The organism is Achromobacter insolitus (assembly GCF_002209555.1).
In the GTDB taxonomy this organism is placed as follows: domain Bacteria; phylum Pseudomonadota; class Gammaproteobacteria; order Burkholderiales; family Burkholderiaceae_B; genus Achromobacter; species Achromobacter insolitus.
The window spans coordinates 76,166-98,639 of the sequence record NZ_NJIF01000014.1; the positions used below are offsets into that span (position 1 = coordinate 76,166).

22 protein-coding genes are annotated in these 22,474 nt (G+C 67.4%); 8 read left to right on the top strand and 14 right to left on the bottom strand.

The window, feature by feature from the left end; all coding sequences use genetic code 11:
• Positions 1-5 precede the first annotated feature (5 nt).
• Together CEY08_RS28035 and CEY08_RS28040 are read left to right on the top strand one after the other, a co-directional pair.
• Positions 6-1,295 carry a hypothetical protein gene (locus CEY08_RS28035; protein WP_076815161.1) on the top strand — a complete coding sequence of 430 codons (1,290 nt, stop codon included), beginning with the start codon at positions 6-8 and terminating at the stop codon, positions 1,293-1,295.
• Positions 1,296-1,331: 36 nt separating this feature from the next.
• The gene (locus CEY08_RS28040; protein ID WP_076815159.1) at positions 1,332-2,969 is read left to right on the top strand and encodes an acyl-CoA synthetase; all 1,638 of its coding nucleotides are present in this window, start codon (positions 1,332-1,334) and stop codon (positions 2,967-2,969) included.
• Positions 2,970-2,994: 25 nt separating this feature from the next.
• Here CEY08_RS28040 and CEY08_RS28045 read toward each other — a convergent pair whose 3' ends face one another.
• The 6 genes from CEY08_RS28045 to CEY08_RS28070 form a co-directional block, all read right to left on the bottom strand.
• A complete protein-coding gene (locus tag CEY08_RS28045) occupies positions 2,995-4,386 on the bottom strand; it encodes a DUF1501 domain-containing protein (protein WP_076815158.1) in 1,392 nt (463 codons plus the stop codon).
• Entirely contained in the window at positions 4,383-5,948 is a 1,566-nt protein-coding gene (locus tag CEY08_RS28050; RefSeq protein WP_076815156.1) for a DUF1800 domain-containing protein, read from the bottom strand. The genes CEY08_RS28045 and CEY08_RS28050 overlap by 4 nt, the downstream gene beginning before the upstream one ends.
• A gap of 99 nt (positions 5,949-6,047) precedes the next feature.
• Complete coding sequence (locus CEY08_RS28055; protein ID WP_042794846.1) at positions 6,048-6,752, bottom strand: SDR family oxidoreductase; 705 nt, start codon at positions 6,750-6,752, stop codon at positions 6,048-6,050.
• A gap of 19 nt (positions 6,753-6,771) precedes the next feature.
• Complete coding sequence (locus CEY08_RS28060; RefSeq protein WP_076815154.1) at positions 6,772-8,106, bottom strand: PQQ-dependent sugar dehydrogenase; 1,335 nt, start codon at positions 8,104-8,106, stop codon at positions 6,772-6,774.
• 62 nt (positions 8,107-8,168) lie between these two features.
• Positions 8,169-9,518 (bottom strand): ferredoxin reductase family protein, encoded by a 1,350-nt coding sequence (locus tag CEY08_RS28065; protein ID WP_076815152.1) that lies wholly within the window; start codon positions 9,516-9,518, stop codon positions 8,169-8,171.
• A gap of 73 nt (positions 9,519-9,591) precedes the next feature.
• On the bottom strand, positions 9,592-9,903 hold the full coding sequence (locus CEY08_RS28070) for a PepSY domain-containing protein (RefSeq protein ID WP_063643432.1): 312 nt from the start codon (positions 9,901-9,903) through the stop codon (positions 9,592-9,594).
• A 219-nt stretch (positions 9,904-10,122) separates the two neighbouring features.
• On the opposite strand from CEY08_RS28070, the gene CEY08_RS28075 reads away from it, so the two are divergent.
• Genes CEY08_RS28075 through CEY08_RS28085 form a run of 3 tightly spaced genes read left to right on the top strand, consistent with a single transcriptional unit; the run spans position 10,123 to position 12,457 of the window.
• Positions 10,123-10,422, top strand: coding sequence for a PepSY domain-containing protein (locus CEY08_RS28075; RefSeq protein ID WP_372341678.1), 300 nt, complete (start codon positions 10,123-10,125; stop codon positions 10,420-10,422).
• Positions 10,422-11,084: a response regulator transcription factor gene (locus tag CEY08_RS28080; RefSeq protein WP_042794845.1), complete on the top strand. Its 663-nt coding sequence runs from the start codon at positions 10,422-10,424 to the stop codon at positions 11,082-11,084. The genes CEY08_RS28075 and CEY08_RS28080 overlap by 1 nt, the downstream gene beginning before the upstream one ends.
• A complete protein-coding gene (locus CEY08_RS28085) occupies positions 11,081-12,457 on the top strand; it encodes a sensor histidine kinase (protein WP_076815150.1) in 1,377 nt (458 codons plus the stop codon). The genes CEY08_RS28080 and CEY08_RS28085 overlap by 4 nt, the downstream gene beginning before the upstream one ends.
• Positions 12,458-12,472: 15 nt before the next feature.
• On the opposite strand, the gene CEY08_RS28090 is transcribed toward CEY08_RS28085, so the two are convergent.
• The 4 genes from CEY08_RS28090 to CEY08_RS28105 all read right to left on the bottom strand — a co-directional run bounded on the left by CEY08_RS28090 (position 12,473) and on the right by CEY08_RS28105 (position 15,218).
• Complete coding sequence (locus CEY08_RS28090; RefSeq protein ID WP_042794844.1) at positions 12,473-12,901, bottom strand: universal stress protein; 429 nt, start codon at positions 12,899-12,901, stop codon at positions 12,473-12,475.
• Positions 12,902-12,917: 16 nt separating this feature from the next.
• Complete coding sequence (locus tag CEY08_RS28095; protein ID WP_076817870.1) at positions 12,918-13,343, bottom strand: universal stress protein; 426 nt, start codon at positions 13,341-13,343, stop codon at positions 12,918-12,920.
• A gap of 104 nt (positions 13,344-13,447) precedes the next feature.
• Entirely contained in the window at positions 13,448-14,251 is an 804-nt protein-coding gene (murI, locus tag CEY08_RS28100) for a glutamate racemase (protein WP_088607853.1), read from the bottom strand.
• A 46-nt stretch (positions 14,252-14,297) separates the two neighbouring features.
• Positions 14,298-15,218, bottom strand: coding sequence for a LysR family transcriptional regulator (locus CEY08_RS28105; protein ID WP_063643428.1), 921 nt, complete (start codon positions 15,216-15,218; stop codon positions 14,298-14,300).
• Between the two features lie 124 nt (positions 15,219-15,342).
• Here CEY08_RS28105 and CEY08_RS28110 point away from each other — a divergent pair, with 124 nt between their 5' ends.
• The 3 genes from CEY08_RS28110 to CEY08_RS28120 are packed head-to-tail and all read left to right on the top strand — an operon-like array spanning position 15,343 to position 17,179.
• The gene (locus tag CEY08_RS28110; protein ID WP_082884786.1) at positions 15,343-15,921 is read left to right on the top strand and encodes a chromate transporter; all 579 of its coding nucleotides are present in this window, start codon (positions 15,343-15,345) and stop codon (positions 15,919-15,921) included.
• A complete protein-coding gene (locus CEY08_RS28115) occupies positions 15,918-16,442 on the top strand; it encodes a chromate transporter (protein WP_042794841.1) in 525 nt (174 codons plus the stop codon). The genes CEY08_RS28110 and CEY08_RS28115 overlap by 4 nt, the downstream gene beginning before the upstream one ends.
• Positions 16,443-16,492: 50 nt before the next feature.
• A complete protein-coding gene (locus CEY08_RS28120) occupies positions 16,493-17,179 on the top strand; it encodes a DUF1345 domain-containing protein (RefSeq protein WP_063643427.1) in 687 nt (228 codons plus the stop codon).
• A gap of 52 nt (positions 17,180-17,231) precedes the next feature.
• Here CEY08_RS28120 and CEY08_RS28125 read toward each other — a convergent pair whose 3' ends face one another.
• The 4 genes from CEY08_RS28125 to fdhF form a co-directional block, all read right to left on the bottom strand.
• Positions 17,232-18,350 carry a methyltransferase gene (locus tag CEY08_RS28125; RefSeq protein WP_063643426.1) on the bottom strand — a complete coding sequence of 373 codons (1,119 nt, stop codon included), beginning with the start codon at positions 18,348-18,350 and terminating at the stop codon, positions 17,232-17,234.
• Positions 18,351-18,468: 118 nt separating this feature from the next.
• Positions 18,469-18,726 carry a formate dehydrogenase subunit delta gene (locus CEY08_RS28130; RefSeq protein ID WP_042794838.1) on the bottom strand — a complete coding sequence of 86 codons (258 nt, stop codon included), beginning with the start codon at positions 18,724-18,726 and terminating at the stop codon, positions 18,469-18,471.
• Positions 18,727-18,744: 18 nt separating this feature from the next.
• Positions 18,745-19,566 carry a formate dehydrogenase accessory sulfurtransferase FdhD gene (gene fdhD, locus CEY08_RS28135; RefSeq protein WP_076815148.1) on the bottom strand — a complete coding sequence of 274 codons (822 nt, stop codon included), beginning with the start codon at positions 19,564-19,566 and terminating at the stop codon, positions 18,745-18,747.
• A gap of 29 nt (positions 19,567-19,595) precedes the next feature.
• Complete coding sequence (gene fdhF / locus CEY08_RS28140; RefSeq protein ID WP_076815146.1) at positions 19,596-22,472, bottom strand: formate dehydrogenase subunit alpha; 2,877 nt, start codon at positions 22,470-22,472, stop codon at positions 19,596-19,598.
• Positions 22,473-22,474: the final 2 nt, after the last annotated feature.

Below are 22,474 nucleotides of genomic sequence, written 5' to 3' on the forward strand. Positions count from 1 at the left end.
GCGATATGAATATTTCAACGCTCGACCTTCCGCTGGCGCTTGCGCCCCACAGCCTGGCCGCCGTTCTGTCCTTTGACGAGCCCGCCTCGCTGGATCAGGCGGACGTGCTCATATGGAATCCCGCCGGCTTGTTCCCTGTGCTGGACGCCGCCTGCGAACGCACCGATCCGCCGGTGCTTGGCGTAGGCGCTTCCGAATGGCTGCTGGCCACCAGCCGCCATTGGCGCGAGCAATTCAAGCGGCTGCTGGCCGCAGGCGGCACGCTGGTCGTGCTGGTGCCGGCGCCGCACACAGTGGGTGTGCACACCCTGCAAGACATCCTTCCCTACGATTGGTCCGATCCCCTTTTGCCGCGGCCCGTGAGCAGCCTGCCCCTCGAAGGCGATGCGCCGCCCCGGCAGGCGGGCGAGCCTTTCCGCACGCTTTTCACCGAAGCCGCGCGCTGCTTCCAGCCTTGCGCGACGCTGGACCAGGCGCCGGGCGCCAGCATTCTTGAAAACGAGCTGGGCATGGCGCTGGCCAGCTATGCCAGCGAACCGCCAGGGCGCCTGCTGCTGCTCCCGGCGTTGGCGCCCGGTCTTGCCCAAGAGGAAGCGGGCGCGGCGCTGTTCCTGCGGGAGCTGCGCCGCTGCATCGAACGCCTGGGCCAACGCAGCGGCGTGCGCCTGGCGGCATGGCTGGATCTGCAACGCAGCCCGGCCGACGAACAACTACATGCCCGCCGCGCGCAGTGCCTGCGCGAACGCCATGCGCTCGATCTGGAACTGCAGGAACTGGACCGCGCCATGGCCGAGCGGGACTTCTTCAAACAGTTGCTTGCGGGCGAAGGATTGAGCACGGGCCTGGCGGCGGCCGAAGTCTTTCGCCGCAAGCGGGTGCCGGTCCATGCGGACTGGGTGGAAAAAGACCTGCACATCGTCGAACTCGATGAGCGCAACGTGCTGCTCAAGACGCGCCTGGCCGGAGAGCTGCTGGACGCCGCGGCGTTGCGTCGGCTGGACGAGGCCCGCGCCCGGGTGGCGGACTATTTCTCCCGGCCTACGTCCATCCTGGTGGTGGACTGCACCGACAACGCCTTGCCGCTCTCCTCGCGCCGGACGCAGGGGCATGCCGCGCTGGACGGCCTGGAGGATGCCTGCACGCTGAGCGGCCTGCATCTGTACGGCTGGCATCTGGAAGCGCCTGGCGACAGTCCCGCCCGCCTGCTGCAGCGCCTGATGCATGCGGACGCGGACCTGTCAGATTCCCTGCTGCGCGCCACGATGCGCGGCCTGTCCCCGCTCGCCGCCGCCTGAAGGGCATGGTGAGCGCTCCGCCCCTGTGAGACTCCGATGCCCGCCGACACCCCTGACTCCGATGCCCTGGATATCGAGCGCAATGGCGCCAACCACCTGGCGCTTTCGCCGCTGACCTTCATAGAGCGCGCGGCAAAGGTCTATCCAGAACGCACCGCCATCGTCCACGGCGCGCTGCGCCAGACCTGGCGGCAGACCTATGCCCGCTGTCGCCGGCTGGCCAGCGGACTGGCGCGCCTGGGCGTGCGGCCCGGGGACACGGTGGCCGTGATGGCGCCCAACATCCCGGCGCTGTACGAGGCCCATTTCGGCGTCGCCATGGCGGGCGCGGTGCTCAATGCCCTGAACACCAGGCTGGATGCCGACACGCTGGCCTTCATCCTGGAGCATGGCGCGGCAGTCGTGCTGCTGACGGACCGCGAGTACGCGCCCGTCATGGCGCAGGCGCTGGCCAGGATACGCAAGCCGATCCGGGTCGTGGACATCGACGATCCCGAATATGCCGGGCCGGGGGAGCCGATCGGCGAGATGCGCTACGAGGCATTGCTGGAGATGGGCGATGAAGCGTCCGGCTTTGCCTGGCCGGCGGATGAATGGCAGTCGCTCTGCCTGAACTACACCTCTGGCACGACCGGCCGCCCCAAGGGAGTGCTGTACCACCATCGCGGCGCCTATCTGAATGCCATGGGCAACGCCCTGGCCTGCGACATGCGCCAGCATGCCGTGTACCTCTGGACCTTGCCCATGTTCCATTGCAACGGCTGGAGTTTCCCCTGGACCATTGCCCTGTTGGCGGGCACCAACGTCTGCCTGCGGCGGGTCGAGGCCGGCGCCATATTCGACGCCATCCAGTCGCATGGAGTCGATTACTTCTGTGCCGCGCCGGTCGTGCTGAGCATGCTCATCAACAGCCCGCCGGGCGTGAAGCGCCGTGCTGCGCGACCTGTGCAAGTGCTGACTGGCGGCTCCGCGCCGCCGGCCGCCGTCATCGCTGCGATGGATGAGCTGGGCATAGACGTCACGCATCTATACGGCCTGACGGAGAGCTATGGCCCGTCGATCAGCTGCGCATGGCACGAGGCCTGGAACGATCTGCCGCTGGAGGAGCAGGCAGCGCTGAAGGCGCGCATCGGCGTGCGCAAACACACGATGGAACAAGTGCGAGTCCTGGATCCCGCCACTCTGGCGCCGGTGCCGCCAGACGGCGCTACCGTGGGCGAAATCATGATGCGCGGCAACACGCTCATGAAGGGCTACCTGAAGAACCCGCAGGCCACGGCCGACGCCTTCGCTGGCGGCTGGTTCCACACCGGCGACCTGGGCGTGGTGCACCCCGACGGTTATATCCAGATCAAGGATCGCGCCAAGGACATCGTCATCTCCGGAGGTGAGAATATCTCGACGGTCGAGGTGGAGGATGTGTTGTATGCGCATCCCGCCGTGCTGGAAGCGGCTGTGGTGGCGCGGCCCGACGCCAAGTGGGGCGAAACGCCCTGCGCCTTCGTCACGTTCAAGGACGGCTGCGGCGCGACCGCGGACGAACTGACCGGCTTCTGCCGAGCCCGGTTGGCCGGCTTCAAGGTCCCGCGCACGTTTGTTTTCGGACCCTTGCCCAAGACCGCCACGGGAAAAATCCAGAAATACCTGCTGCGCGAACAGGCGCGGCAGCTGTAAATGTGGGGGGCGGCGCGGCGCCTTTCTAAGCGCGCAGCAGCAGGTCCAGCGCTTGCGCGTCGAAGCGCCGCAGGTTGGGAAACACCACGCCCAGGTCATCGCGGCTGGCGCCAAACCAGCCTCCCAGGGCCGCGCCGAGCTGGTCCACGGCCAGGGTGGGCAAGAGGCGTCCGTTGTCCACGAAGCCCGGACCGTTCAAGGCAATCTCGGGGTGGCTGCCGTAGTAGCGTCCGCCCTGGACGGCGCCGCCCAGCACGAAATGATGCGAACCCCAGCCATGGTCCGAGCCGTTGCCGTTGGAGCCCAGGGTGCGGCCGAACTCCGATGCCGTAAACGTGGTGACCTGATCCGCCACGCCCAGCTTCGACAACGCCTGCTGGAATGTCGCCAAGGCCTGGCCCAATTCCTTCAGCAGCGCGGGATGGGTGTCGTTCAGGCCGGCATGGTTGTCGTACCCATTCTGCGACACGAAGAACACCTGGCGGCGGGCGCCCAGCGCTTGCCGGGCTGCGATGATGCGGGCGACGATCTTCAGCTGCTGGGCTAGGGGCGAAGAGAAGTCGCCCGGCACGGCCACGTCGGCCAGCGCCGCGCGCAGGCGGGTGTCGGCGTCGATGGACTGGGCGGCGATGCGCGACATCTCGCGTTCCATCAGATGCTCGCGCGGTTGCGTGATCAGTTGGCGCAGCAAGGCCGTGCACGCGCTGGAACCATACATGTCGCGGGTCAGCAGTTCTATCTGCGTGGACCCGTGGATGCCCACGCGGTAGCCAGCGACCTTGCGTCCCGCCAGCAGCACGCTGCTGCCGCCGGCGGTGATCCCGGTAAAGGTACGCTGTGCGTTGGCATTCGCGTACAGATCCGTCAGCCGCCCCGCCCATCCCGATGCGGCCCCCTCCGGCGCCAGCGCCTGCCAATAGGATTGCTGGTCGTTGTGCGAAAACAGCTTGGGCGGCAAGGGCACGCGCGCACCGATGTATTCCTGTTTGGACGTGGGCGCCACCAGGGGGCCGATGTTCAGCAGCACCGCCATGTCGCCGCTTTCGTACAAGGGCTTGAGCGGCGCCAGCGAGGGCGCAAGCGCGAATTGAGCGCCGCCGGGCGCGGGCGCTTTCCCGCGCAGGGCGGTGGCTTGAAGAGCGTCGCGCGGCAAGGCGATATCGCTGCGCGCCTGGGCATATGCCTTGTATGCGGCCGCGTCATAAGGCACCAGCGAGTTATAGGGGTCGTTGCCGCCATACAGAAAAACGCAGACCAGCGCCTTGTAGGTAGCGGCCGGGGCGGACTGCGCCGCCGCCGCGCCCAAGGCGGCCAGGTTCAGCGCCAGCGGCGCGCCAGCCCCCGTGGCTCCCAGCGCGCAGGCGCGCAGCAGGAATTCGCGGCGGCGGGCGGATGCGTCGTGGCGGGAGTTCGTCATTTCTGCACCAGGTATTCGGGGCTGGCGGCCACCAGCATGATCGCGGCGCGCACCCGGTCTCGCGGGCGGCCCGCAGGTATCGTGGCCACGGCGCGGGCGATGGCGTCGGCGGTCTCGGCGGAATAGGCGTCGCCGGCCAGCAGCAGCACGATCCGTGCCACCAGCGCGGCAGGGTCCGGCGCCAGCGCGATCTCGGCGGCATAAGGCGTTTGCAAGTCTTCCCAGCCCCGGTCCACGTAGATGGCCAGGAAATTCAGGTAACCAGCGATGCTGGTTTCGTCGGTGATCTGCAGTTCCGGCGCCACCAGGTGCTGGCGCGCCAGCTCGGTCACTGGCGGCACGTAGCGCGGCCGGAAGAAATTGAAGACGGTCGCCGACCGCATCGGGCTCTGGGCCAGCCGGATCGTATTGTCGGTGGTGTCCGGCATGGCCCAGGCGCCCGTGTTGGAGGTGGCGCCGAAGGCTCGCGCCCAGGCCGCAAAGCGCACGATGGGTTCGCGCACTTTGCCCCAGCCGGGGGCCGCCAGGTCGGGGTTGCGCGCTTCCGGGTCCAGCAGAATGGCGCGCACGACCGCCTTCAGGTTTCCCCGCGTGCCGGCGCCGTCGTCGTTGAAGGCCGCGGATACCCGGGCGACATAGGCGCGGCTGGGGTTGCTGGTCACCAGCCGCTGGATGAGTTGCGTGCCGATGAATGGCCCTACGTTGGGATGGGCGCAAATCACCTCCATGGCGCGCTTGAGCGACAGGTGGCCGTCGGTGCCTGCCGGCACCACCGCGCCCAGGAAGCGCTTTTCGGCCAGCGAGTGCAACGCGTTGTTCAGGGCCATGGGGCGGCGGTGGAATTCCACGTCGGTTTCCGGACCGTTGATATCCCAACCGGTAAAGACCTTGGCCAGCCCTTGCACGTCCGCATTGGAATAGGTTTCCACGGGTGCGCCATCGACCATTCTTATGGTGCCGTCCGGTTCCAGTTCCAGCAGGCCGATGCTGAACAATTGCATGACCTCGCGCGCATAGTTCTCGTCGGGATGGCGGCCGGTCTTGGGATCTTCCTTGCGATTGCCGCGATAGGTCAGCATGCATCCCATCGACAGGTTGCGGGTGACGGCCGTCAGCAGCTGCTGGTAATTGCCCAGGGCATGCTCGGCCAGCAGGTCCATGAAGCCCGCCGCGCCGAATAGGGGCCAGGACGCTGTGATGGACGACACGCCCACCACGAAGATCTCCGACAGCGCGAACGCCACCCGCGTGCGCACCTGGTCCGGCGCCGAGATGAACTTGCGCCACAGCGTGGACTCCAGCGGCGCGTTGATACCATTGCCTTTGAATTCTTCGGTGTTCTTGCCTTGCTGGAGCAGCCAGTCGAAATGGGTCTGCGAGGCAGGCATCGCCAGTTGCGCGTCCAGCCAGGCCGCGTAGCCGTCGCGCACGACCGCGTCGATGTCCGCGGGCGTGGGGCCGAACGTGGCCTGCGCCAGGAAGCGCGAAGCTTGGCCCGGGGTGGGTTTTGCGTGGGAGATCTCGGCGGACTGCGGCGCAGCCGCTGACGGCGTAGCGGACATGCGCGGCACCTCGTCGAATGCGAAAACCTACGGTACTGAAGCCCCGGGCGGGCTTCAATACCGTCATTCGGACGAGAGACTAGTCCTAAAGCATGAGTTTCAGACCGAACGCGTGATGCCGCCGTCGATGCGGATGTTCTGGCCCGTGATGTAGGAAGAGGCGTCGGACGCCAGGAAGGCGATCAGGTCCGCGACCTCTTCCGCAGTGCCGTACCGGCCCATTGGGATGCGCACGCGGCGGTCTTCCTTTTCGGGCAGGCTGTCGATAAAGCCCGGCAGCACGTTGTTCATCCGCACATTGTGTTCCGCGTATTCGTCCGCGAACACCTTGGTGAAGGCGGCCAGTCCGGCGCGGAACACGCCCGACGTGGGAAACAGGGCCTCCGGCTCGAAGGTGGCATAGGTCGAGATATTGACGATGGCGCCGGACTTCTGGCGCTTCATCACGGGGGCGACCAGGCGGGCGATGCGCACCACGTTCAGCAGGTAGAACTCCATGCCCAGGTGCCAGTCCTCGTCGCTGATCTCCAGCAGCGGACCCTTGGGGCCGTGGCCGGCGCTGTTGACCACGGCGTCGATCCTGCCCCATTTCTGAAGGGTCGCATCCACCAGCCGCGCCAGATCCTCGGGCGACCGGTTGGATCCCGTGATGCCCAGACCGTCCAGTTCCCGGGCCAGGGCTTCGCCCTTGCCGGAGGAAGACAGTATGGCTACGCGCCAACCGTCAGCCGCCAGTTTGCGCGCCGCCGCCGCGCCCATGCCGCTGCCGCCGGCGGTGACGATCGCCACTTTTTCCGTGCTCATGCTCACTCCTGGTCTCGAATTATTGGGGAGCGGCCATTGTAGAAGCGGGAGCGACCCGCCACACCACATTGCCCACGTCGTCGGCCGTCAGCAAGCCGCCCTGGCGGTCGATCGCCACGCCTACCGGGCGTCCCTGGGCCTCGCCGCTTTCGTTCAGAAATCCCGTCAGCACGTCGCGCGCCGGTCCGTCGGGCTTGCCGTCGCGAAAGGGCACGAAGATGACCTTGTAGCCGCTGCGCGGATCGCGGTTCCATGAACCATGCTGGCCCACGAACATGCCGTTTGTGTAGGGTGCCGGCAGGCGGGATCCTCCCGACCAGGCCAGCCCCAGCGAGGCGGTGTGCGGACCCAGCGCGTAGTCGGGCACGATGGCGCGAGCCACCAGGTCCGGACGCGGCGGCTGGACCCGGGTGTCGACGTGCTGGCCGAAGTAGCTGTATGGCCAGCCGTAAAAGCCGCCGTCCTGTACCGAGGTCATATAGTCGGGCACCAGGTCGCTGCCCAGTTCGTCGCGCTCGTTGACAGCGGTCCACAGCGTCTTGCCGTCCGGGCCCCAGGCCATGCCCACCGGATTGCGCAAACCGGTGGCATACAGGCGCTTGTCGCCGCTGGCGACGTCGATCTCCCAGATGGCCGCGCGGCCTGCTTCGATGTCCATGCCGTTTTCACCGACGTTGCTGTTCGAGCCGACGGATACGTACAGCCTGCTGCCGTCCGGGCTGGCCAGCAGGTTCTTGGTCCAGTGGTGGTTGAGGCCCGCTGGCAGGTCCGTGACCTTCACGCCCGCGGCGCTGATCCGCTGCTGCCCGGTTTCGTACGGAAATCGGACCACGGCATCGGCATTGGCCACGTACAGCTGATTGCCGATCAAGGCCATGCCGAATGGGGAGTTCAGGCCTTCAAGCAGCACGCTGCGCACGTCGGCGACGCCGTCGCGGTCCGTATCGCGCAACAGGGTGATGCGGTTCGCGCTGGGGGTCCTGGCGCCGGCGCGCTTCATCACCAGGCCTGCGACCCAGGCCTTGAAGCCGCCGGAGGCCGATTCGGGTTTGGGCGGCGCATTGGTCTCGGCCACGAGCACGTCGCCGTTGGGCAGCACGTACAGCCAGCGCGGATGATCCAGGCCGCTGGCGAATTCCGTCACCGCCATGCCGCTGGCGGCCACGGGATGCGCACCCGCAGGCCAGCCTACGGCCTTGGCTGTCTTTACGGTCGGAATCGTCGTGGGTTTGGGGGCGGGCAACTGGGGCGATGGGCCCATGCCGGCCTCGACCGGCAGGGTCGCCATTTCGCCGCAGGCGTTGAGGGTGGCGGCAGCCAGCGCTGCCGCCAGCAGTAGGCGTGGAGTGGGCATGATGCATGCTCCGGGGGCGGTGAGGCCCATCATACGCTTGGACTTACGCAGCCCCGGCGCGGTCAACGGATCTCGAATGCTTCCTGATGCCAGCGCACGGACTGGACGCCCAGCTTGCGCAGGCCGCGCCTGAGCGCGTCCGACAGGCCGGCCGGTCCGCAGAACCAGACGTCGGCGACGCGGCCGGCGGCCACCGCGCCCTGTGCCAGCGTACCCGCCGTCAGCGTGTCGCCGTCGCGCGCGCTGTGGACGGTGAGCGTCACGCCGTCCAGCGCGGCGCAGCGTTCCTTGAGCAGCGGCACGAACGGATCGGTTGAGGCGTCGCGCACGCAGTAATGCAGCCACACGCGCGGCGTCGGGGCCTGTCCGTCCTGCAAGGCCTCCAGCCACGCGAGAAACGGCGTAACGCCGATCCCGCCTGCGACCCAGACCTGGGCCTGGGACGTTGCGCCCGCGTCCGGCGTCAACTGAAAGCGCCCGTAGGGGCCCTCGACGCCGACCGGCTGGCCGATGCGCAGCGTGCGCGCCAGCTTGCGGGTGTAGTCGCCCAGCGCCTTGATCTGGAACGTGACGCGGCGCTCGCCCTGATGCGGGGCGCTGGCGATGGTATAGGGATGGGCGCCTTCCTTGCGGTCAAAAGTGACGAAGGCGAACTGTCCCGCCTGATGCCCGCGCCAGTTGCCGTCGAGTTCGCAGCTGACCTCCAGGATGCCGCCTGGCTGGTGAGTCAGCGACACGATCCTGCCTTGCGCGCGGCGGCCGCTGCCCACGCGTCCCAAGAGCGCCATCAGTGCGGCATACAAACCGGCGGACAACAGCGGAATCAGCAGCAGGCCCGCGGGACCGCTCCAGTAGCGCGCGGGAGCCAGCGCCGCCGTGTGGAACACCAGCGCCAGGAACAGCACAGGCATGGCGCGGTGCAGGAGACGCCATCCCCGGTAGGGAAAGCGCCGCCACAACGTGATTGCCAGCATCGCGAGCAGCAGGTAGATCGACCATTCGCCCAGGTCCTTGGCCAGGCCGCGGGAGCTTTCAAAGAGCGGCAGTACGACGTCGCGGGCGGGGCGGTTGGCCGCGTCCGCCAGGCTTTTCAACGGGCCGCTGGCCAGCTTCAGCAACCAATGCATGGCGCCGGCTGACACAGCGAGGATGCCGGCCCATTTATGCAGCCGGTAGATCTTGTCCATGCCGCCCAGGGGGCGTTCCAGCCACGCGGGCCGCAGCGCCAGCAGCATGATCAATGCCATCAGTCCGATGGACCAGACGCCGGTGAGGTAGAGGCCTTGCTGGCGCGCCACCCAGTACCAGGCGCCTACGCCTGGCGGCTGCAGGATGAACGCGTCCAGCCCCCAGGCCAGGCTGAGGACGAGCAGAAAGCCGCCTAGTGCGGCGCCGGTTCCTATCGGTTTCATGATGGTATCCGTGTCGGGCGCCCGGCCCGCCGGATGCGGGCGGAGCGTGGGAAGGCGCGTGCGCGCCGGCGCTTCAGTCCTTGATGCGGCTGCGCAGGACGGCGCCGCTCTGGGCGTCCACCCGCAGCTTCACGCGCTGGCCTTGCGCGTTGTCGGCCTTGACATCGTAGCGGCCGTGCTCGAGCTCGATCTCGGTGATGTTGCGATAGCCTGCGGCGGTCAGCGTGTCGTAGATCTGGCGCACGGTCAGCGTCGCGCTGGCGGGGGCCGTGGCGGCGGGCTGGGCCGGCGCCGGGGCGGGCGTCTGGGCGTGCACGGCGGCGGCGCCGGTCAGGGTGGCGGCGCCAAGCGCCAGGGCGGCCAGGGTGTTGCGGATTGCGGTCATGGAATGGCTCCTAGGTTGTTGCGGGTTGCCGGAATGGCGACCATGACCGCATTATTCGGGTGTGCGGATGAACCAATTCTGAAGCTGCCGTTCACGTGCCGTTCATTTTTCCGGCGCTATAACTGGGCGGACAATCGCCGCTTTTGGCGGACCCTGAATGCGAAAGAAACCATGACCCCTGGAACCCGTACCCGAATCTGGCTGTCTTGCGGCGCGCTGATGCTGGCGCTGGCCGCGGGCCCCAGCGCGGGCCTCGCGGACGAAAGCGACCACGAACAGGCGCGCCAGGCGCTGCAGGCGGGCAAGGTCCTGCCCCTGCGCTCGGTGCTCGACATCGTCGAGCGCGACTATCCTGGGCAGGTGGTCAAGGTCGAATTCGAGGAAGACGATGGCGAATTCATCTACGAGATCCGGCTGCTGCAAAACGGCGGCCGCCTGGTCAAGCTGAAGATCGATGCACGCGACGGCAAGGTGCTGGGCGTGAAGGGCCGCGACATCCAATTCCGGGACAAGCACTGATGCGCATACTGGTGGTCGAAGACGAACCCACGCTGGCCGCGCAGCTGGCCGATGCCTTGCGCCAGGCGGGCTACACGGTGGATACCGCGGCGGACGGCGGCACGGCGCAATACATGGGTGCGGTCGAGGCCTACGACGTCGTCGTGCTGGATCTGGGCCTGCCGGTCATGGACGGCCTGACGGTGCTCAAGCAATGGCGCGCCGGCGGTCAGGGCATGCCGGTGTTGATCCTGACGGCGCGCGACAACTGGCATGAGAAGGTCGCCGGCATCGACGCCGGCGCCGACGATTACCTGACCAAGCCCTTCCACATGGAAGAGCTGCTGGCGCGGGTGCGGGCGCTGCTGCGCCGCTCCAGCAACCACGCCAGCGCGCAGTGGCGCTGCGGATCGCTGATGCTGGACACGCGACTGGCCAAGGTCACGGTCGACGGCCAGGCGCTGTCCCTGACCAGCCACGAATTCAAGGTGCTGGCCGTTTTGATGCAGCGCGCGGGCGAAGTCATTTCGCGCAGCGAACTGACGGAGCACGTTTACGCCCAGGACCATGACCGCGATTCCAACACCATCGATGTGTTCATCGCGCGGTTGCGCAAGAAACTGCCGCCCGACACCATCGAAACCGTGCGCGGCCTGGGCTACCGCCTGGCATGCGCCGCATGATGGCCGGACGTGCGCGCGCGCCGGGCTCGCTGCGCTGGCGCCTGTTGGCCGGTACGCTGGCCTGGATCCTGATCACGGTGGTGCTGGCCGGGTGGGGCCTGGCCAGCCTGTTCCGCCAGCACATCACCGAACAGTTGCGCGCCGAACTGACCCTGCACCTGAATCAGCTCACGGCCGCCGTGAACACCGGTCCGGACGGCCGCCTCGTCGTGTCGCCGCCTTTGAGCGATCCGCGCCTGGAGCAGCCGCTATCGGGCCTGTATTGGCAGATCGACCGGCTCGATGAACAGGGCCGCCCGGCGGCCGTGGGCGCGGCGCGCTCGCGTTCTCTTTGGGACCAGGTGCTGGAGATTCCCGCGGCGGACAGCGCCGACGGCATCTACGACATCGCGGGTCCGGAAAAACACCGCCTGACGGCACTGACGCGCACGCTCGAACCGGCGGAGACCGAGGCTTCGCCGCTGCGCCTGATCGTGGCCGCCGACAGTCAGGTGCTTGCCGAGCCCATCGGCCGCTTCAACCATATGCTGCTGATTGCGCTGGGCGCGCTGGCGGCAGGACTGACGGTGGCCGCGGTGGTGCAGGTGGTGGTCGGGCTGCGGCCTCTGGCAAGGCTCAGGCGTCAGCTGGCCACCCAGCACGGGGGCGCCAGTACGCGTATAGAAGGCCGCTTTCCCAGCGAAATCCAGCCCCTGGTGGATGATTTCAACCGTGTCCTGGATGTCAACGCCGACATGGTCCAACGTGCACGCACGCAGGCCGGAAACCTGGCCCATGCGGTAAAGACGCCACTGACGATCCTCGGCAATGCCGCGGCGCGCGAAGAGGGGCCGCTGGCGGCGCTGGTGCAGGAACAGGTTGGCATGGCGCGCCGCCAGATCGACTATCACCTGGCGCGCGCCCGCGCCGCCGCGGCCTCCGGCGCGGCCGACAGCCGCACCCCATTGCGCAAACCCATCGAAGGGCTGCTGCGCGTCATGCAGCGCTTGTATGCGCAGCGCGGATTGCTGCTGGAAATGCCCGCGTTTGCCGAGGGCCTGGTGTTCCGTGGCGAAGAGCAGGATCTGCAGGAGATGGTCGGCAATCTGTTGGATAACGCCTGCAAATGGGCGGAACGCCAGGTGCAGGTCACGGCGCTTGCGACCGGCGCCGGCCAGTTGCTCATCCAGATCGACGACGATGGTCCCGGCATTGCCGACGAGGAGCGCGAGCTCATCTTCCTGCGTGGTGTGCGCATGGATGAACAGCGCCCGGGATCGGGCCTGGGGCTGGACATCGTGCGCGACCTGGCCAGCACTTACGGCGGGCAGGTGAGAGCGGAGCGATCCCCGCTGGGCGGCTTGAGAGTGTGCCTGTGGCTGCCGGCCGCTTGAGGCCGGCGCCCAGGCTTACTTGACCAGCGTGACCGGTACTTCGGCCAGTTGCAGCACCTGGTTGGCCACCGAACCGATCAGGATGTTCGTCAGCGAGCCGTTGCCGCGCGTGCCCATGACGATGCGGGCGCAGCCATGGTCTTGCGCGTAGCCGGCGATTTCCGTCGCCACGTGGCCGAATTCGACATGGCTGGTGTAATCGGTGCCGGTCACGTCCAGCAGCTTGCGCGCCTCGTCCGTGGCTTCCTGGCCTTCGCGCAGGTAGAACTCGTCGATCATGTCCTGCGTGATCAGGCGCGACAGGCCCGCGCGGCCTTGAACGGGAGTCTGGACGTTAAGCAGGTGGACGCGCGCGGACCCGGCGCCTTGGGCAAGCTGGCGGGCATACAGGACGGCGCGGTTGGCGTTGTCGGAGCCGTCTACGGGGACCAGGATGTTCAGCATGGATGCTCCTTGACGGTTACTTGACCAGGGTGACGGGCAGCTCCGTCAAGTGCAGCACGCGGGTGGCGACGGACCCGAGGAACCAGGACGACACCGAGCCCAGCCCGCGCGAACCCATGTAGATCTCGTCGGCGCCGGATTCGTCGGCGACGCGCACGATGGTCTCCGCTGCCGCGCCCACTTCCACGCGCGCCTGGAAGGGCACGCCCGCCCGGGTCAGCAGGTCGCTGGCGGCTTGCAGCGCGTTGCGCCCCTCTTCTTCGTGATAGGCGTCGATTTCGGCTTGCGACAAGCCGCGGCCGATCTTGCCTGCCTTCAGGGGGATCTGGACGGTAAGCAGCTCCACGCGTTCGACCAGGTCGTAGTCGCGGGCGTCGAGCAAGGCTTGGACCGCATGGACGGCCGGCTGCGAGCCGTCCACGGGGATCAGGATGCGTTTCATGAGCGTCTCCTTGTGCGCGCCGCGGGCGGCGTTGTCGTTCACTGTATCCGAATTATTGGCCGAATCCGACAGGCGCGGAATGCGCGGGATCAAACCGGGCGCATTCAGCGCCAGCGCGGCTCCAGCGTGTGCGCCGCAAGCGCCTGTCCCAGGAGGCGGCTCGCCAGCGTGCCCAGGGAATCCGCCGCGCCGCTGGTTTCCAGGCGCAGTGCGCCCGGTCCCGAGGCGCGCAGCAGGCCGCGTTCCTGTAACTGGTGACGCAGCCGGCGCGCGACGGGCGCGCCGGTTTCCAGCAGCGGCACGCCGGGGCCGGCGGCTGCCTGGATTGCCTCGCGCAGGAAGGGAAAATGCGTGCAGCCCAGCACCAGCACGTCGGCGCCAGCTTCGCGCAGCTCCGCCACGGGGGCGCGCACCGCGGCCTCGGCCTCGGGGCCGCCGAGCACGCCTTGCTCCACCAGCCGCACCCACTCGGGGCAGGGCTTGAACAGGATGCGGACTTCGGGCGCCTCGCGCTGGACCAGCGAAGCGAACTTTGGGCTGGCCAAGGTGCCGGTGGTGGCGAAAACGCCCACCACGCCGGTGCTGGTCAGGTGCGCCGCGGGCTTGATGGCGGGCTCCACGCCGATGATGACCAATCCTGGGTGGCGCTGGCGCAGCTGGGCGATGGCGGCCGCCGTCGCGGTGTTGCAGGCCACCACCATGGCCTTGGCCTGGCGCGACACGAAGTAGTCGGCCAGCATGCTGGCGCGCTGCTCGACATACTCTTGCGTCTTTTCGCCGTAGGGCACGTGGGCCGAATCGGCCACGTACAGCAGGGATTCGTGGGGCAGGGCGTCGCGGATGGCGCGCAGCACGCTCAGGCCGCCGACGCCGGAGTCGTATATGCCTATGGGTGAATCTGAAAACATGGCTGCAATGCGGAGTGCGGGTGCCGGGCAGTGTAGCGCCGCGCGTTCAGGCCAGGGATTCCTCCCGCTGCCGGCGCGCCTCGTCGATCAGCTTGCGGGCGGCGCCGGACAGGGATTCGTCGCGCCAGATCAGGTTCAGCGGCGCGCGCAGTTCCGCGGGCTGGGCCAGGTTGACGTATACCACCCCCTCGATGTTCACGCGGCGCAGCGACGCGGGCACCAGCGACACGCCCAGGCCCGCCGCCACGAGGCTGAGGGTGGACAGCATGCGCGGCGCTTCCTGGGCCACGCGGGGGCTGAAGCCGGCGGCGCCGCAGGCGGCGATGATGGCGTCGTACAGGCCGGGGCCGCTGTGGCGGCGGTAGAGAATCAGGGATTCCTCGGCCAGCTCGGACAACGCGATGCGCTTGCGCGACCGGCCCTTTACGGCAGGGTGGTCGGCGGGAAAAGCAGCCAGCATCGGTTCTTCCAGAACGGTCTCCACCACCACGCCGGGCCCCAGCCCGTAGGGGCCGCGGATGAAAGCCACGTCCACGCGGCCCGCGCCCACGGCCTCCATCAGTTCGCCCGTGCTGCTTTCCTCCAGCACCAGCCGCACGTTCGGCGCGGCTTCCCGGAAACGGCGGATGACGGATGGCACGAAGGGATGGAAAGCGGCCGATCCTGTGAAGCCGACGGTCAGGCGTCCCGCCTCTCCCTGCGATACGCGCCGCACGCCTTCCACGGCCTGGTCCACCAGGGTCACGATGTTACGCGCATCGTCCAATAGCGCGCGGCCGCTTTCGGTCAGCTCCATGCCGCGCGGCAGGCGGTGGAACAGCGTGACGCCCAATTCCTGTTCCAGCACGCGGATCTGCTGGCTGAGCGGCGGCTGGCGTATGCCCAGCCGGGCGGCAGCCTTGGTCAGATGGGATTCCTCGGCCACGGCCAGGAAGTAGCGCAGCAGCCTGAGATCGACGGATGCCATATTTAACCGATATGAATATATAGATAGTCATATATTAGACATTATCCAAACCGAAGAGTAGGCTGCAATCTCGTTGGTTTCCCCATATTCCACCCCGCGCCCTTCCCCCGGCGCCGGCATAAAAATGATGAACGCAGCACCTTCCATCCCTGAGGCCGAACTTCGGCCCGCGCCCACTTGCGGGCAACTGTTCTACGGATTTCTCATGCTGGGCCTGACGGCCTTCGGCGGCGCCCTGCCACTGGCGCGGCGTATGGTCGTCGAAAAGCACCGCTGGCTCAGCGGCGCCGAATTCACCGATCTGCTGGGCCTGTGCCAGTTCCTGCCCGGCGGCAACATCATCAACCTGTCGGTGGCGCTGGGCATGAAATTCCGCGGTCCGCGAGGAGCCTTTGCGGCGTTGATGGGGCTGATCCTGGCGCCGTCCGCCATCGTGGTGTTGCTGGGCATGGTGTACGACCGTTTCCAGAACGACCCGCATATCCAGCACCTGTTCGCCGGACTGGCGGCGGCCGCCGCGGGCCTGCTGATCTCGATGGCGGTGAAGATCGGGCTGCCGGTCATCAAGCGGCGGGACTGGCTGGCCGGCGTGGTGGCTACCGCCTGTTTCATCGCCATCGCCGTGCTGCGCATTCCTCTCTTGCCCACCATGGCGGTGCTGACGCCGCTGAGCATTCTGATGGTCTGGAGGCAACGTCGATGATCCACACACTGATCGCGCTGGCCCTGATCTTCTCTGAACTGTCCGTGCTGGCGTTTGGCGGCGGCAACACCATCCTGCCCGAGATGCAGCGCCAGGTGGTGGAGGTGCACGGCTGGATGAGCGCGGCGGACTTTTCCGCGTTGTTCGCCTTGGGACAGGCCGCGCCGGGACCCAATCTGATGGTGGTCACGCTGGTCGGCTGGCATGTGGCGGGCGGGCTGGGCATGTTGGTCACCACCATCGCCAAGTTCGGTCCGTCCTCCCTCATCACCGTGATCGCCCTGGGACTGTGGGAACGCTTCAAGGACCGCCCGTGGCGCGGAGTCATACAGGCAGGCATCTTTCCCATGACGGTGGGGCTAGTGGCGGCCAGCGCGGCGCTCATTACCGAGGCCTCGGTGCATACCTGGCTGCTGGGCGCCATCACTGCAGTGGTGGCGCTGCTGGGCAGCGGCACCCGCATCCACCCGTTGTGGCTGCTGTTCGGCGGTGCACTGGTCGGTTTGCTCGGCATCGGTTAGCGTTAGCGTCAACGGGCCCCACGGGGTCTGCTTACGTCAAGGAGCGCCGCATGCCGCCGGTCAAGGATTTCGAGCCCGAGGACGATTCAGCTTCCGGCGCCGCGCTGCCGTTCTTCCATGCGCATCGCCGGCTCGTCGCTTGCGCCGGCTTGCTTCTGGCCACGGCAGGCGGCCTGTACGCCCTGGGCGTGCCGTGGGTGCTGGCGCTATTGCTGGGATTCGATGCGGGGGCGCTGGTTTTCCTGCTGATGACGGCCAGGGTTTTCGGCCGGACCAGCGCGGCGGCGATGCGCCGGCACGCCCAGCAGCAGGACGTGGGCCGCACCGGCGTGCTGTGGAGCAGCGTGGCGCTGTCCTGCATGGTCATGATGGCCTTGTGGGTGGAGCTGCAAGGCGAGGGCGGGGTGAGCAGCGTGCTCGCCATGCTGGCCGCCGCCGCGACCATTATCCTGTCCTGGCTCTACATGAACATGATCTTCGCGTTGCACTATGCGCACGGCTACTACGGCCATGGCAACGCCATGCACAAGGGCCTGGACTTCCCGGGCACCGACGAACCCGATTACTGGGATTTCGCCTATTTCGCGCTGGTGCTGGGCATGACGTTCCAGGTGTCGGACGTGCAGATCGTGAACCGGCGCGTGCGTCGCACCGCGCTGACGCACAGCGTCATCGCCTTTTTCTTCAACGTCTTCATCATCGCGATCAGCGTAAACGTGGCGGCCGGCCGGGCCTAGTATCTAGCCCGGCCGGGCCGCGTCAGGTCGGGCCGCGTTAGGTCGGGCCGCGTCAGGCCGCGCCCAGGCGCCACAGGGATGTGACTTCCTTCGAGCGGGCCGCGTGCAACGGATCGCTCGGGTCTTGCGCGCGGCCATGCGTGGGATGCGTGTCGATGCGTTCGATGACGCGCAGGCCGGCCTGGCTGATCATTTCCAGCAGCGCTTCGCGGCTGCGCAGGCCCAGGTGTTCGGCCAGGTCCGACAGGATCAGCCAGCCTTCGCCGTTGGGCGTCAGGTGCGCCGTCAGGCCATTGAGGAAGCCGCGCAGCATGCGGCTGTCGGGATCATAGACCGCATGTTCCACGGGCGAACTGGGGCGGGCGGGCAACCACGGCGGATTGCAGACGATCAGCGACACCCGGCCTTCGGGGAAGAGGTCCGCCTGAACGACCTCGACCTGCTTGGACAGGCCCAGCCGTTCCAGGTTTTCCCGGGCGCAGGCCAAGGCGCGGGGATCCATGTCGGTGGCGATGACACGCTTGCCGCCGCGGCGCGCAATCACGGCGGCGAGCACGCCCGTGCCTGTGCCGACGTCGAAGGCCACGCTGCCGCGAGGCATCGGGGTGCGCGCCACCAGATCTATGTATTCGCCGCGCAGCGGCGAAAACACGCCGTAGTGCGGATGGATGCGGGCATTCAGGGCGGGGATTTCCACGCCTTTCTTGCGCCATTCGAAGGCGCCGATCAGGCCCAGCAACTCGCGCAGCGATGCGACATAGGGTTCGGCGGCCGGGCCATGGGCCTCTTCGCAGGCCTGCCGGGCGTCCGGTGCGCGGCGCAGCGGAATGCCATGGCCGGCGTCGAACGGAATGAGCAGCATGCCCAGGATACGGGCGCGCTGCGACTGGATCTGGCGGTGCTGGTTAAAGGCGTCCAGCAGGGTATCCACCGGTTTGCGTGGCCGCTTGTCCACGCGCCGGGTCATGGCCTGCAGCAGTTGCCGCGCATTCTGGAAATCTCCGCGCCATAGCAGGCCGACGCCTTCGCAGGCCTGGCGGTAAGCCATGTCGGCGGTCAGGGTGTCATCCGCGACCACTACGCGCTTGGGCGGCGCGGCGCCCGATTCCGAGCGCCAGCGGGCAGAGTGCGGGGTCTGGTTTTCTTCCCAGCGGATTTCGGGGACGGTCAACGTGTCGCTCCAGCAAGGCGGGGCGCGCAGGGCAGGGTGTTCATGGGGAAAGACAAAAAGAAGAGGCGGGCTGCCAATGTAGCAGCTTCGCGCCCCAACCGCGGCAGGCTGCGCCGGGCTAGGCCACCCGGGCTAGCGGGGTGAGGCGCTGGCGGTTCTGCGTAACCGCTTCCAGCACCAGCGGGTGCAGGCGTTCGTCTGTGGCGTTGCCGTCGGGATGCCGTTCCAGGAAACCCAGCAACTCATTGCGCATGCGTGGTTCCCAGAATTTGTGGATATGGTTGGCCACGCCTTCCAGCGCTTCCTGCCGGTCGGGCATGGCTTCGAAGAATTGGCCGATGCGGTTGGCCATGCGGATCAGGTTGCCGATTTCCATGCGTGCGTGAGGTCCGGTTCAGGAGATGATGCGTTGGGGGTGTGAATACAGCGTGGCGTCTTCGCCGCGCAGAAAGCCCAGCAGGCTGACGTTGGCCTGGTGGGCAAGACGGATGGCGAGCGCCGTGGGCGCGGAAACGGACGCCAGCACCGCGACGCCCGCAGCCGCGGTCTTCTGCACCATCTCGAAGCTGGCGCGGCTGGACACCACCACAATGCCGTCACCGGCATGCATGGCCTGGCGCGCCAAGGCCCCCACCAGCTTGTCCAGCGCATTGTGCCGGCCCACGTCCTCGCGCACCAACGCCACCGCGCCATCCGCGCCGGCCCAGCCCGCGGCATGGGTCGCGCCGGTGATGTCGTGCAGTGCCTGGCGGGCGCGCATGTCGCGCATGGCGGCCAGCACGGCCTGGATGCGCACCGGCGCCCCGTTGGTGACCGGCGCCACCGGCCGCAGCACCTCAGGCAGTGTTTCCACGCCGCACAGCCCGCAACCCGTGCGGCCGGCCATCGCCCGTCGGCGGGACTTCAGCCGCACTTCGCAGGCCGTGGAGATTTCCAGCTGCACGACGATGCCGTCGCATTGCGGCAGCAGGTCGATACCACGCACGTCGCTGACGCTGTCGATGATGCCTTCGGACAGCGAGAAGCCCACGGCAAAATCCTCCAGGTCGGCGGGCGTGGCCAGCATGGTGGCGTGGCTGATGCCATTGAACTCCAGCGCCACCGGCGTTTCCTCGGCCACGGAGTCGCTTTCGGCGCCCGGCAACAGGACACCGCCCCGCACGCGCGAGACCTGGACCTGCGTGCAGTCGGGGCGGGAAGTCGGTGGCGTAGGCATGAAGGCGTCCTGGCGGTTCGGGCTGGCGGTTATTTCCCGGCCAGCGCCGTCTCGCTTTCACGCGAACGCTCGTGCAGCAGCTTTTGCTGGATGTCCGCAAAGCGCGACCACTGGCGTTGCCACTCCGAAGGCTGCGACACGCGCGTGACCTGCACGGCCGTCACCTTGTACTCGGGGCAATTGGTGGCCCAGTCGGAGCTGTCGGTAGTGACGACGTTGGCGCCGGACTCGGGGAAATGGAAGGTTGTGTATACCACGCCCGGCTGCACCCTGTCGGTCAGCGTGGCCCGCAGCACGGTCTCGCCGGCGCGGCTCTGGATGCCGACCCAGTCGCCTTCCTTCACGCCGCGGTCCTCGGCGTCCTGTGGATGCAGTTCAAGTACGTCCTCGCCATGCCACATGACGTTGGGCGTGCGCCGGGTCTGCGCGCCCACGTTGTATTGCGACAGGATGCGGCCCGTGGTCAGCAGCAGCGGGAAACGGCGCGTGCTGCGTTCGTCCGTGGGCACGTACTTGGTGATCATGAACTTGCCCTTGCCGCGCACGAACTCGTCGATGTGCATGATGGGGGTGCCGTCTGGCGCTTCGTCGTTGCAGGGCCATTGCAGGCTGCCCAGCTTGTCCAGTTTTTCGTAGGTGACGCCGGCGAACGTCGGGGTCAGGCGCGCGATCTCGGCCATGATCTCGCTGGGATGCTTGTAGTCCATGGGATAGCCCAGCGCATTGGACAGTGCCACGGTCACTTCCCAGTCGGACTTGCCGTTCTTGGGCTCCATCACCTTGCGCACGCGCGAGATGCGGCGTTCGGCGTTGGTGAAGGTGCCGTCCTTTTCCAGGAACGAAGAACCGGGCAGGAAGACGTGCGCGTACTTTGCCGTCTCGTTCAGGAACAGGTCCTGCACCACGATGCACTCCATGGCGGCCAGCGATGCGGCCACGTGCTGGGTGTTGGGATCCGACTGGACGATGTCTTCGCCCTGGCAGTACAGCCCCTTGAACGAGCCGCCCAGGGCGGCCTCGAACATGTTGGGGATGCGCAGGCCCGGTTCGGGTTGCAGGGTGACGCCCCAGTCCTGTTCGAACTGCGCGCGCACCGCGTTGTCGGAAATGTGGCGGTACCCCGGCAGCTCGTGCGGGAAGGAACCCATGTCGCAGGAACCCTGCACATTGTTCTGGCCCCGCAGCGGATTCACGCCCACGCCTTCGCGGCCGACGTTGCCGGTGGCCATGGCGAGGTTGGCGATGGCCATTACGGTGGTGGAGCCCTGGCTGTGCTCGGTCACGCCCAGGCCGTAGTAGATGGAGCCGTTGCCGCCCGTGGCGTACAGGCGCGCAGCGCCGCGCACGGCCTGGGCCGGCACGCCGGTGATTTCCTCCATGGCTTCCGGGGAGTTCTCCGGCAGCGATACGAAATCGCGCCATTCATTGAAGGCGCGGGTTTCGCAGCGCTCGGCCACGAAGTCCTCGGCAATCAGGCCCTCGGTGGCGATGACGTGCGCCATCGAAGACAGCAGCGCTGTGTTGGTGCCGGGACGCACTTGCAGGTGGAAGTCGGCCTTGATGTGCGGCGAACTCACCAGCTCGATGCGGCGGGGGTCGATCACGATCAGGCGAGCGCCCTCGCGCAGCCGGCGCTTCAACCGGGAAGCGAACACGGGGTGCCCGCTGCTCGGGTTGGCGCCCATCACGATCACCACGTCGGTGTGCATGACGGAATCGAAGGTCTGCGTTCCGGCGGATTCGCCCAGCGTCTGCTTCAGGCCATAGCCGGTGGGCGAATGGCAGACGCGCGCGCAGGTGTCGACGTTGTTGGTGCCGAATGCCGCGCGCACCAGCTTTTGCACCAGCCAGGTTTCTTCGTTGGTGCAGCGCGACGACGTGATGCCGCCGACCGCATCGCGGCCGTATTGGGCCTGGATGCGGCGGAATTCGGAGGCCGCATAGTTGATCGCCTCGTCCCAGGACACTTCCTGCCAGGAATCGGTGATGTGCTTGCGGATCATGGGCTTGGTCACGCGTTCCTTGTGCGTCGCGTAACCCCAGGCGAAGCGGCCTTTGACGCAGGAATGGCCGCGGTTGGCTTGCCCGTCCTTCCAGGGCACCATGCGCACCACTTCCTGCCCCTTCATCTCGGCCTTGAAGCCGCAGCCCACGCCGCAGTAGGCGCAGGTGGTCACGACCGAGTGTTCGGCCTGGCCCATCATGATGACGGTCTTTTCCTGCAGGGTGGAGGTCGGACAGGCCTGCACGCAGGCGCCGCAGGACACGCATTCGCTGTCCAGGAAGGGCTGGTCCTGCCCCGGCGATACCCGCGACTCGAAGCCCTTGCCGGAGATCGTCAGGGCGAAGGTGCCTTGGGTTTCCTCGCACGCGCGCACGCAGCGGTTGCAGACGATGCACTTCGACGCGTCATAGGTGAAGTACGGATTGGACTCGTCCTTTTCGCTCTTCAGGTGATTGGCGCCGTCATAGCCGTAACGCACGTTGCGCAGCCCCACCACGCCGGCCATGTCCTGCAGTTCGCAGTCGCCGTTGGCCGGGCAGGTCAGGCAGTCCAGCGGGTGGTCGGAAATGTACAGTTCCATGACGCCGCGCCGCAGGTCGTGCAGCTTGGGCGTTTCGGTATGGACCACCATGCCGTTTTCGGCGGGCGTGGTGCACGAGGCAGGGTAGCCGCGGCGGCCTTCGATCTGCACCAGGCACAGCCGGCAGGAGCCGAAGGGCTCCAGGCTGTCGGTGGCGCACAGCTTGGGAATATTGATGCCGGCCTCGGCGGCCGCGCGCATCAGCGAGGTGCCTTCGGGCACCGTGATTTCCTGGCCGTCTATGGTCAGGGTGACGGTTGCGGCGGACTCGCGCGCCGGCGTGCCCATGTCGCGATCGCGCTTGATGACGGTTTCTAGCATGA

What these genes read in the sequence shown, in the direction of transcription:
- CEY08_RS28130 (WP_042794838.1), bottom strand. Translation starts at nt 18,726, where the DNA reads ATGGAAATCGGCAACCTGATCCGCATGGCCAACCGCATCGGCCAATTC.
- CEY08_RS28085 (WP_076815150.1), top strand. Translation starts at nt 11,081, where the DNA reads ATGATGGCCGGACGTGCGCGCGCGCCGGGCTCGCTGCGCTGGCGCCTG.
- CEY08_RS28055 (WP_042794846.1), bottom strand. Translation starts at nt 6,752, where the DNA reads ATGAGCACGGAAAAAGTGGCGATCGTCACCGCCGGCGGCAGCGGCATG.
- CEY08_RS28040 (WP_076815159.1), top strand. Translation starts at nt 1,332, where the DNA reads ATGCCCGCCGACACCCCTGACTCCGATGCCCTGGATATCGAGCGCAAT.
- CEY08_RS28045 (WP_076815158.1), bottom strand. Translation starts at nt 4,386, where the DNA reads ATGACGAACTCCCGCCACGACGCATCCGCCCGCCGCCGCGAATTCCTG.
- fdhF (WP_076815146.1), bottom strand. Translation starts at nt 22,472, where the DNA reads ATGCTAGAAACCGTCATCAAGCGCGATCGCGACATGGGCACGCCGGCG.
- murI (WP_088607853.1), bottom strand. Translation starts at nt 14,251, where the DNA reads ATGTTTTCAGATTCACCCATAGGCATATACGACTCCGGCGTCGGCGGC.
- CEY08_RS28115 (WP_042794841.1), top strand. Translation starts at nt 15,918, where the DNA reads ATGATCCACACACTGATCGCGCTGGCCCTGATCTTCTCTGAACTGTCC.
- CEY08_RS28090 (WP_042794844.1), bottom strand. Translation starts at nt 12,901, where the DNA reads ATGCTGAACATCCTGGTCCCCGTAGACGGCTCCGACAACGCCAACCGC.
- CEY08_RS28050 (WP_076815156.1), bottom strand. Translation starts at nt 5,948, where the DNA reads ATGTCCGCTACGCCGTCAGCGGCTGCGCCGCAGTCCGCCGAGATCTCC.
- CEY08_RS28060 (WP_076815154.1), bottom strand. Translation starts at nt 8,106, where the DNA reads ATGCCCACTCCACGCCTACTGCTGGCGGCAGCGCTGGCTGCCGCCACC.
- CEY08_RS28080 (WP_042794845.1), top strand. Translation starts at nt 10,422, where the DNA reads ATGCGCATACTGGTGGTCGAAGACGAACCCACGCTGGCCGCGCAGCTG.
- CEY08_RS28035 (WP_076815161.1), top strand. Translation starts at nt 6, where the DNA reads ATGAATATTTCAACGCTCGACCTTCCGCTGGCGCTTGCGCCCCACAGC.
- CEY08_RS28075 (WP_372341678.1), top strand. Translation starts at nt 10,123, where the DNA reads ATGCTGGCGCTGGCCGCGGGCCCCAGCGCGGGCCTCGCGGACGAAAGC.
- CEY08_RS28065 (WP_076815152.1), bottom strand. Translation starts at nt 9,518, where the DNA reads ATGAAACCGATAGGAACCGGCGCCGCACTAGGCGGCTTTCTGCTCGTC.
- fdhD (WP_076815148.1), bottom strand. Translation starts at nt 19,566, where the DNA reads ATGCCTACGCCACCGACTTCCCGCCCCGACTGCACGCAGGTCCAGGTC.
- CEY08_RS28070 (WP_063643432.1), bottom strand. Translation starts at nt 9,903, where the DNA reads ATGACCGCAATCCGCAACACCCTGGCCGCCCTGGCGCTTGGCGCCGCC.
- CEY08_RS28095 (WP_076817870.1), bottom strand. Translation starts at nt 13,343, where the DNA reads ATGAAACGCATCCTGATCCCCGTGGACGGCTCGCAGCCGGCCGTCCAT.
- CEY08_RS28105 (WP_063643428.1), bottom strand. Translation starts at nt 15,218, where the DNA reads ATGGCATCCGTCGATCTCAGGCTGCTGCGCTACTTCCTGGCCGTGGCC.
- CEY08_RS28110 (WP_082884786.1), top strand. Translation starts at nt 15,343, where the DNA reads ATGATGAACGCAGCACCTTCCATCCCTGAGGCCGAACTTCGGCCCGCG.
- CEY08_RS28120 (WP_063643427.1), top strand. Translation starts at nt 16,493, where the DNA reads ATGCCGCCGGTCAAGGATTTCGAGCCCGAGGACGATTCAGCTTCCGGC.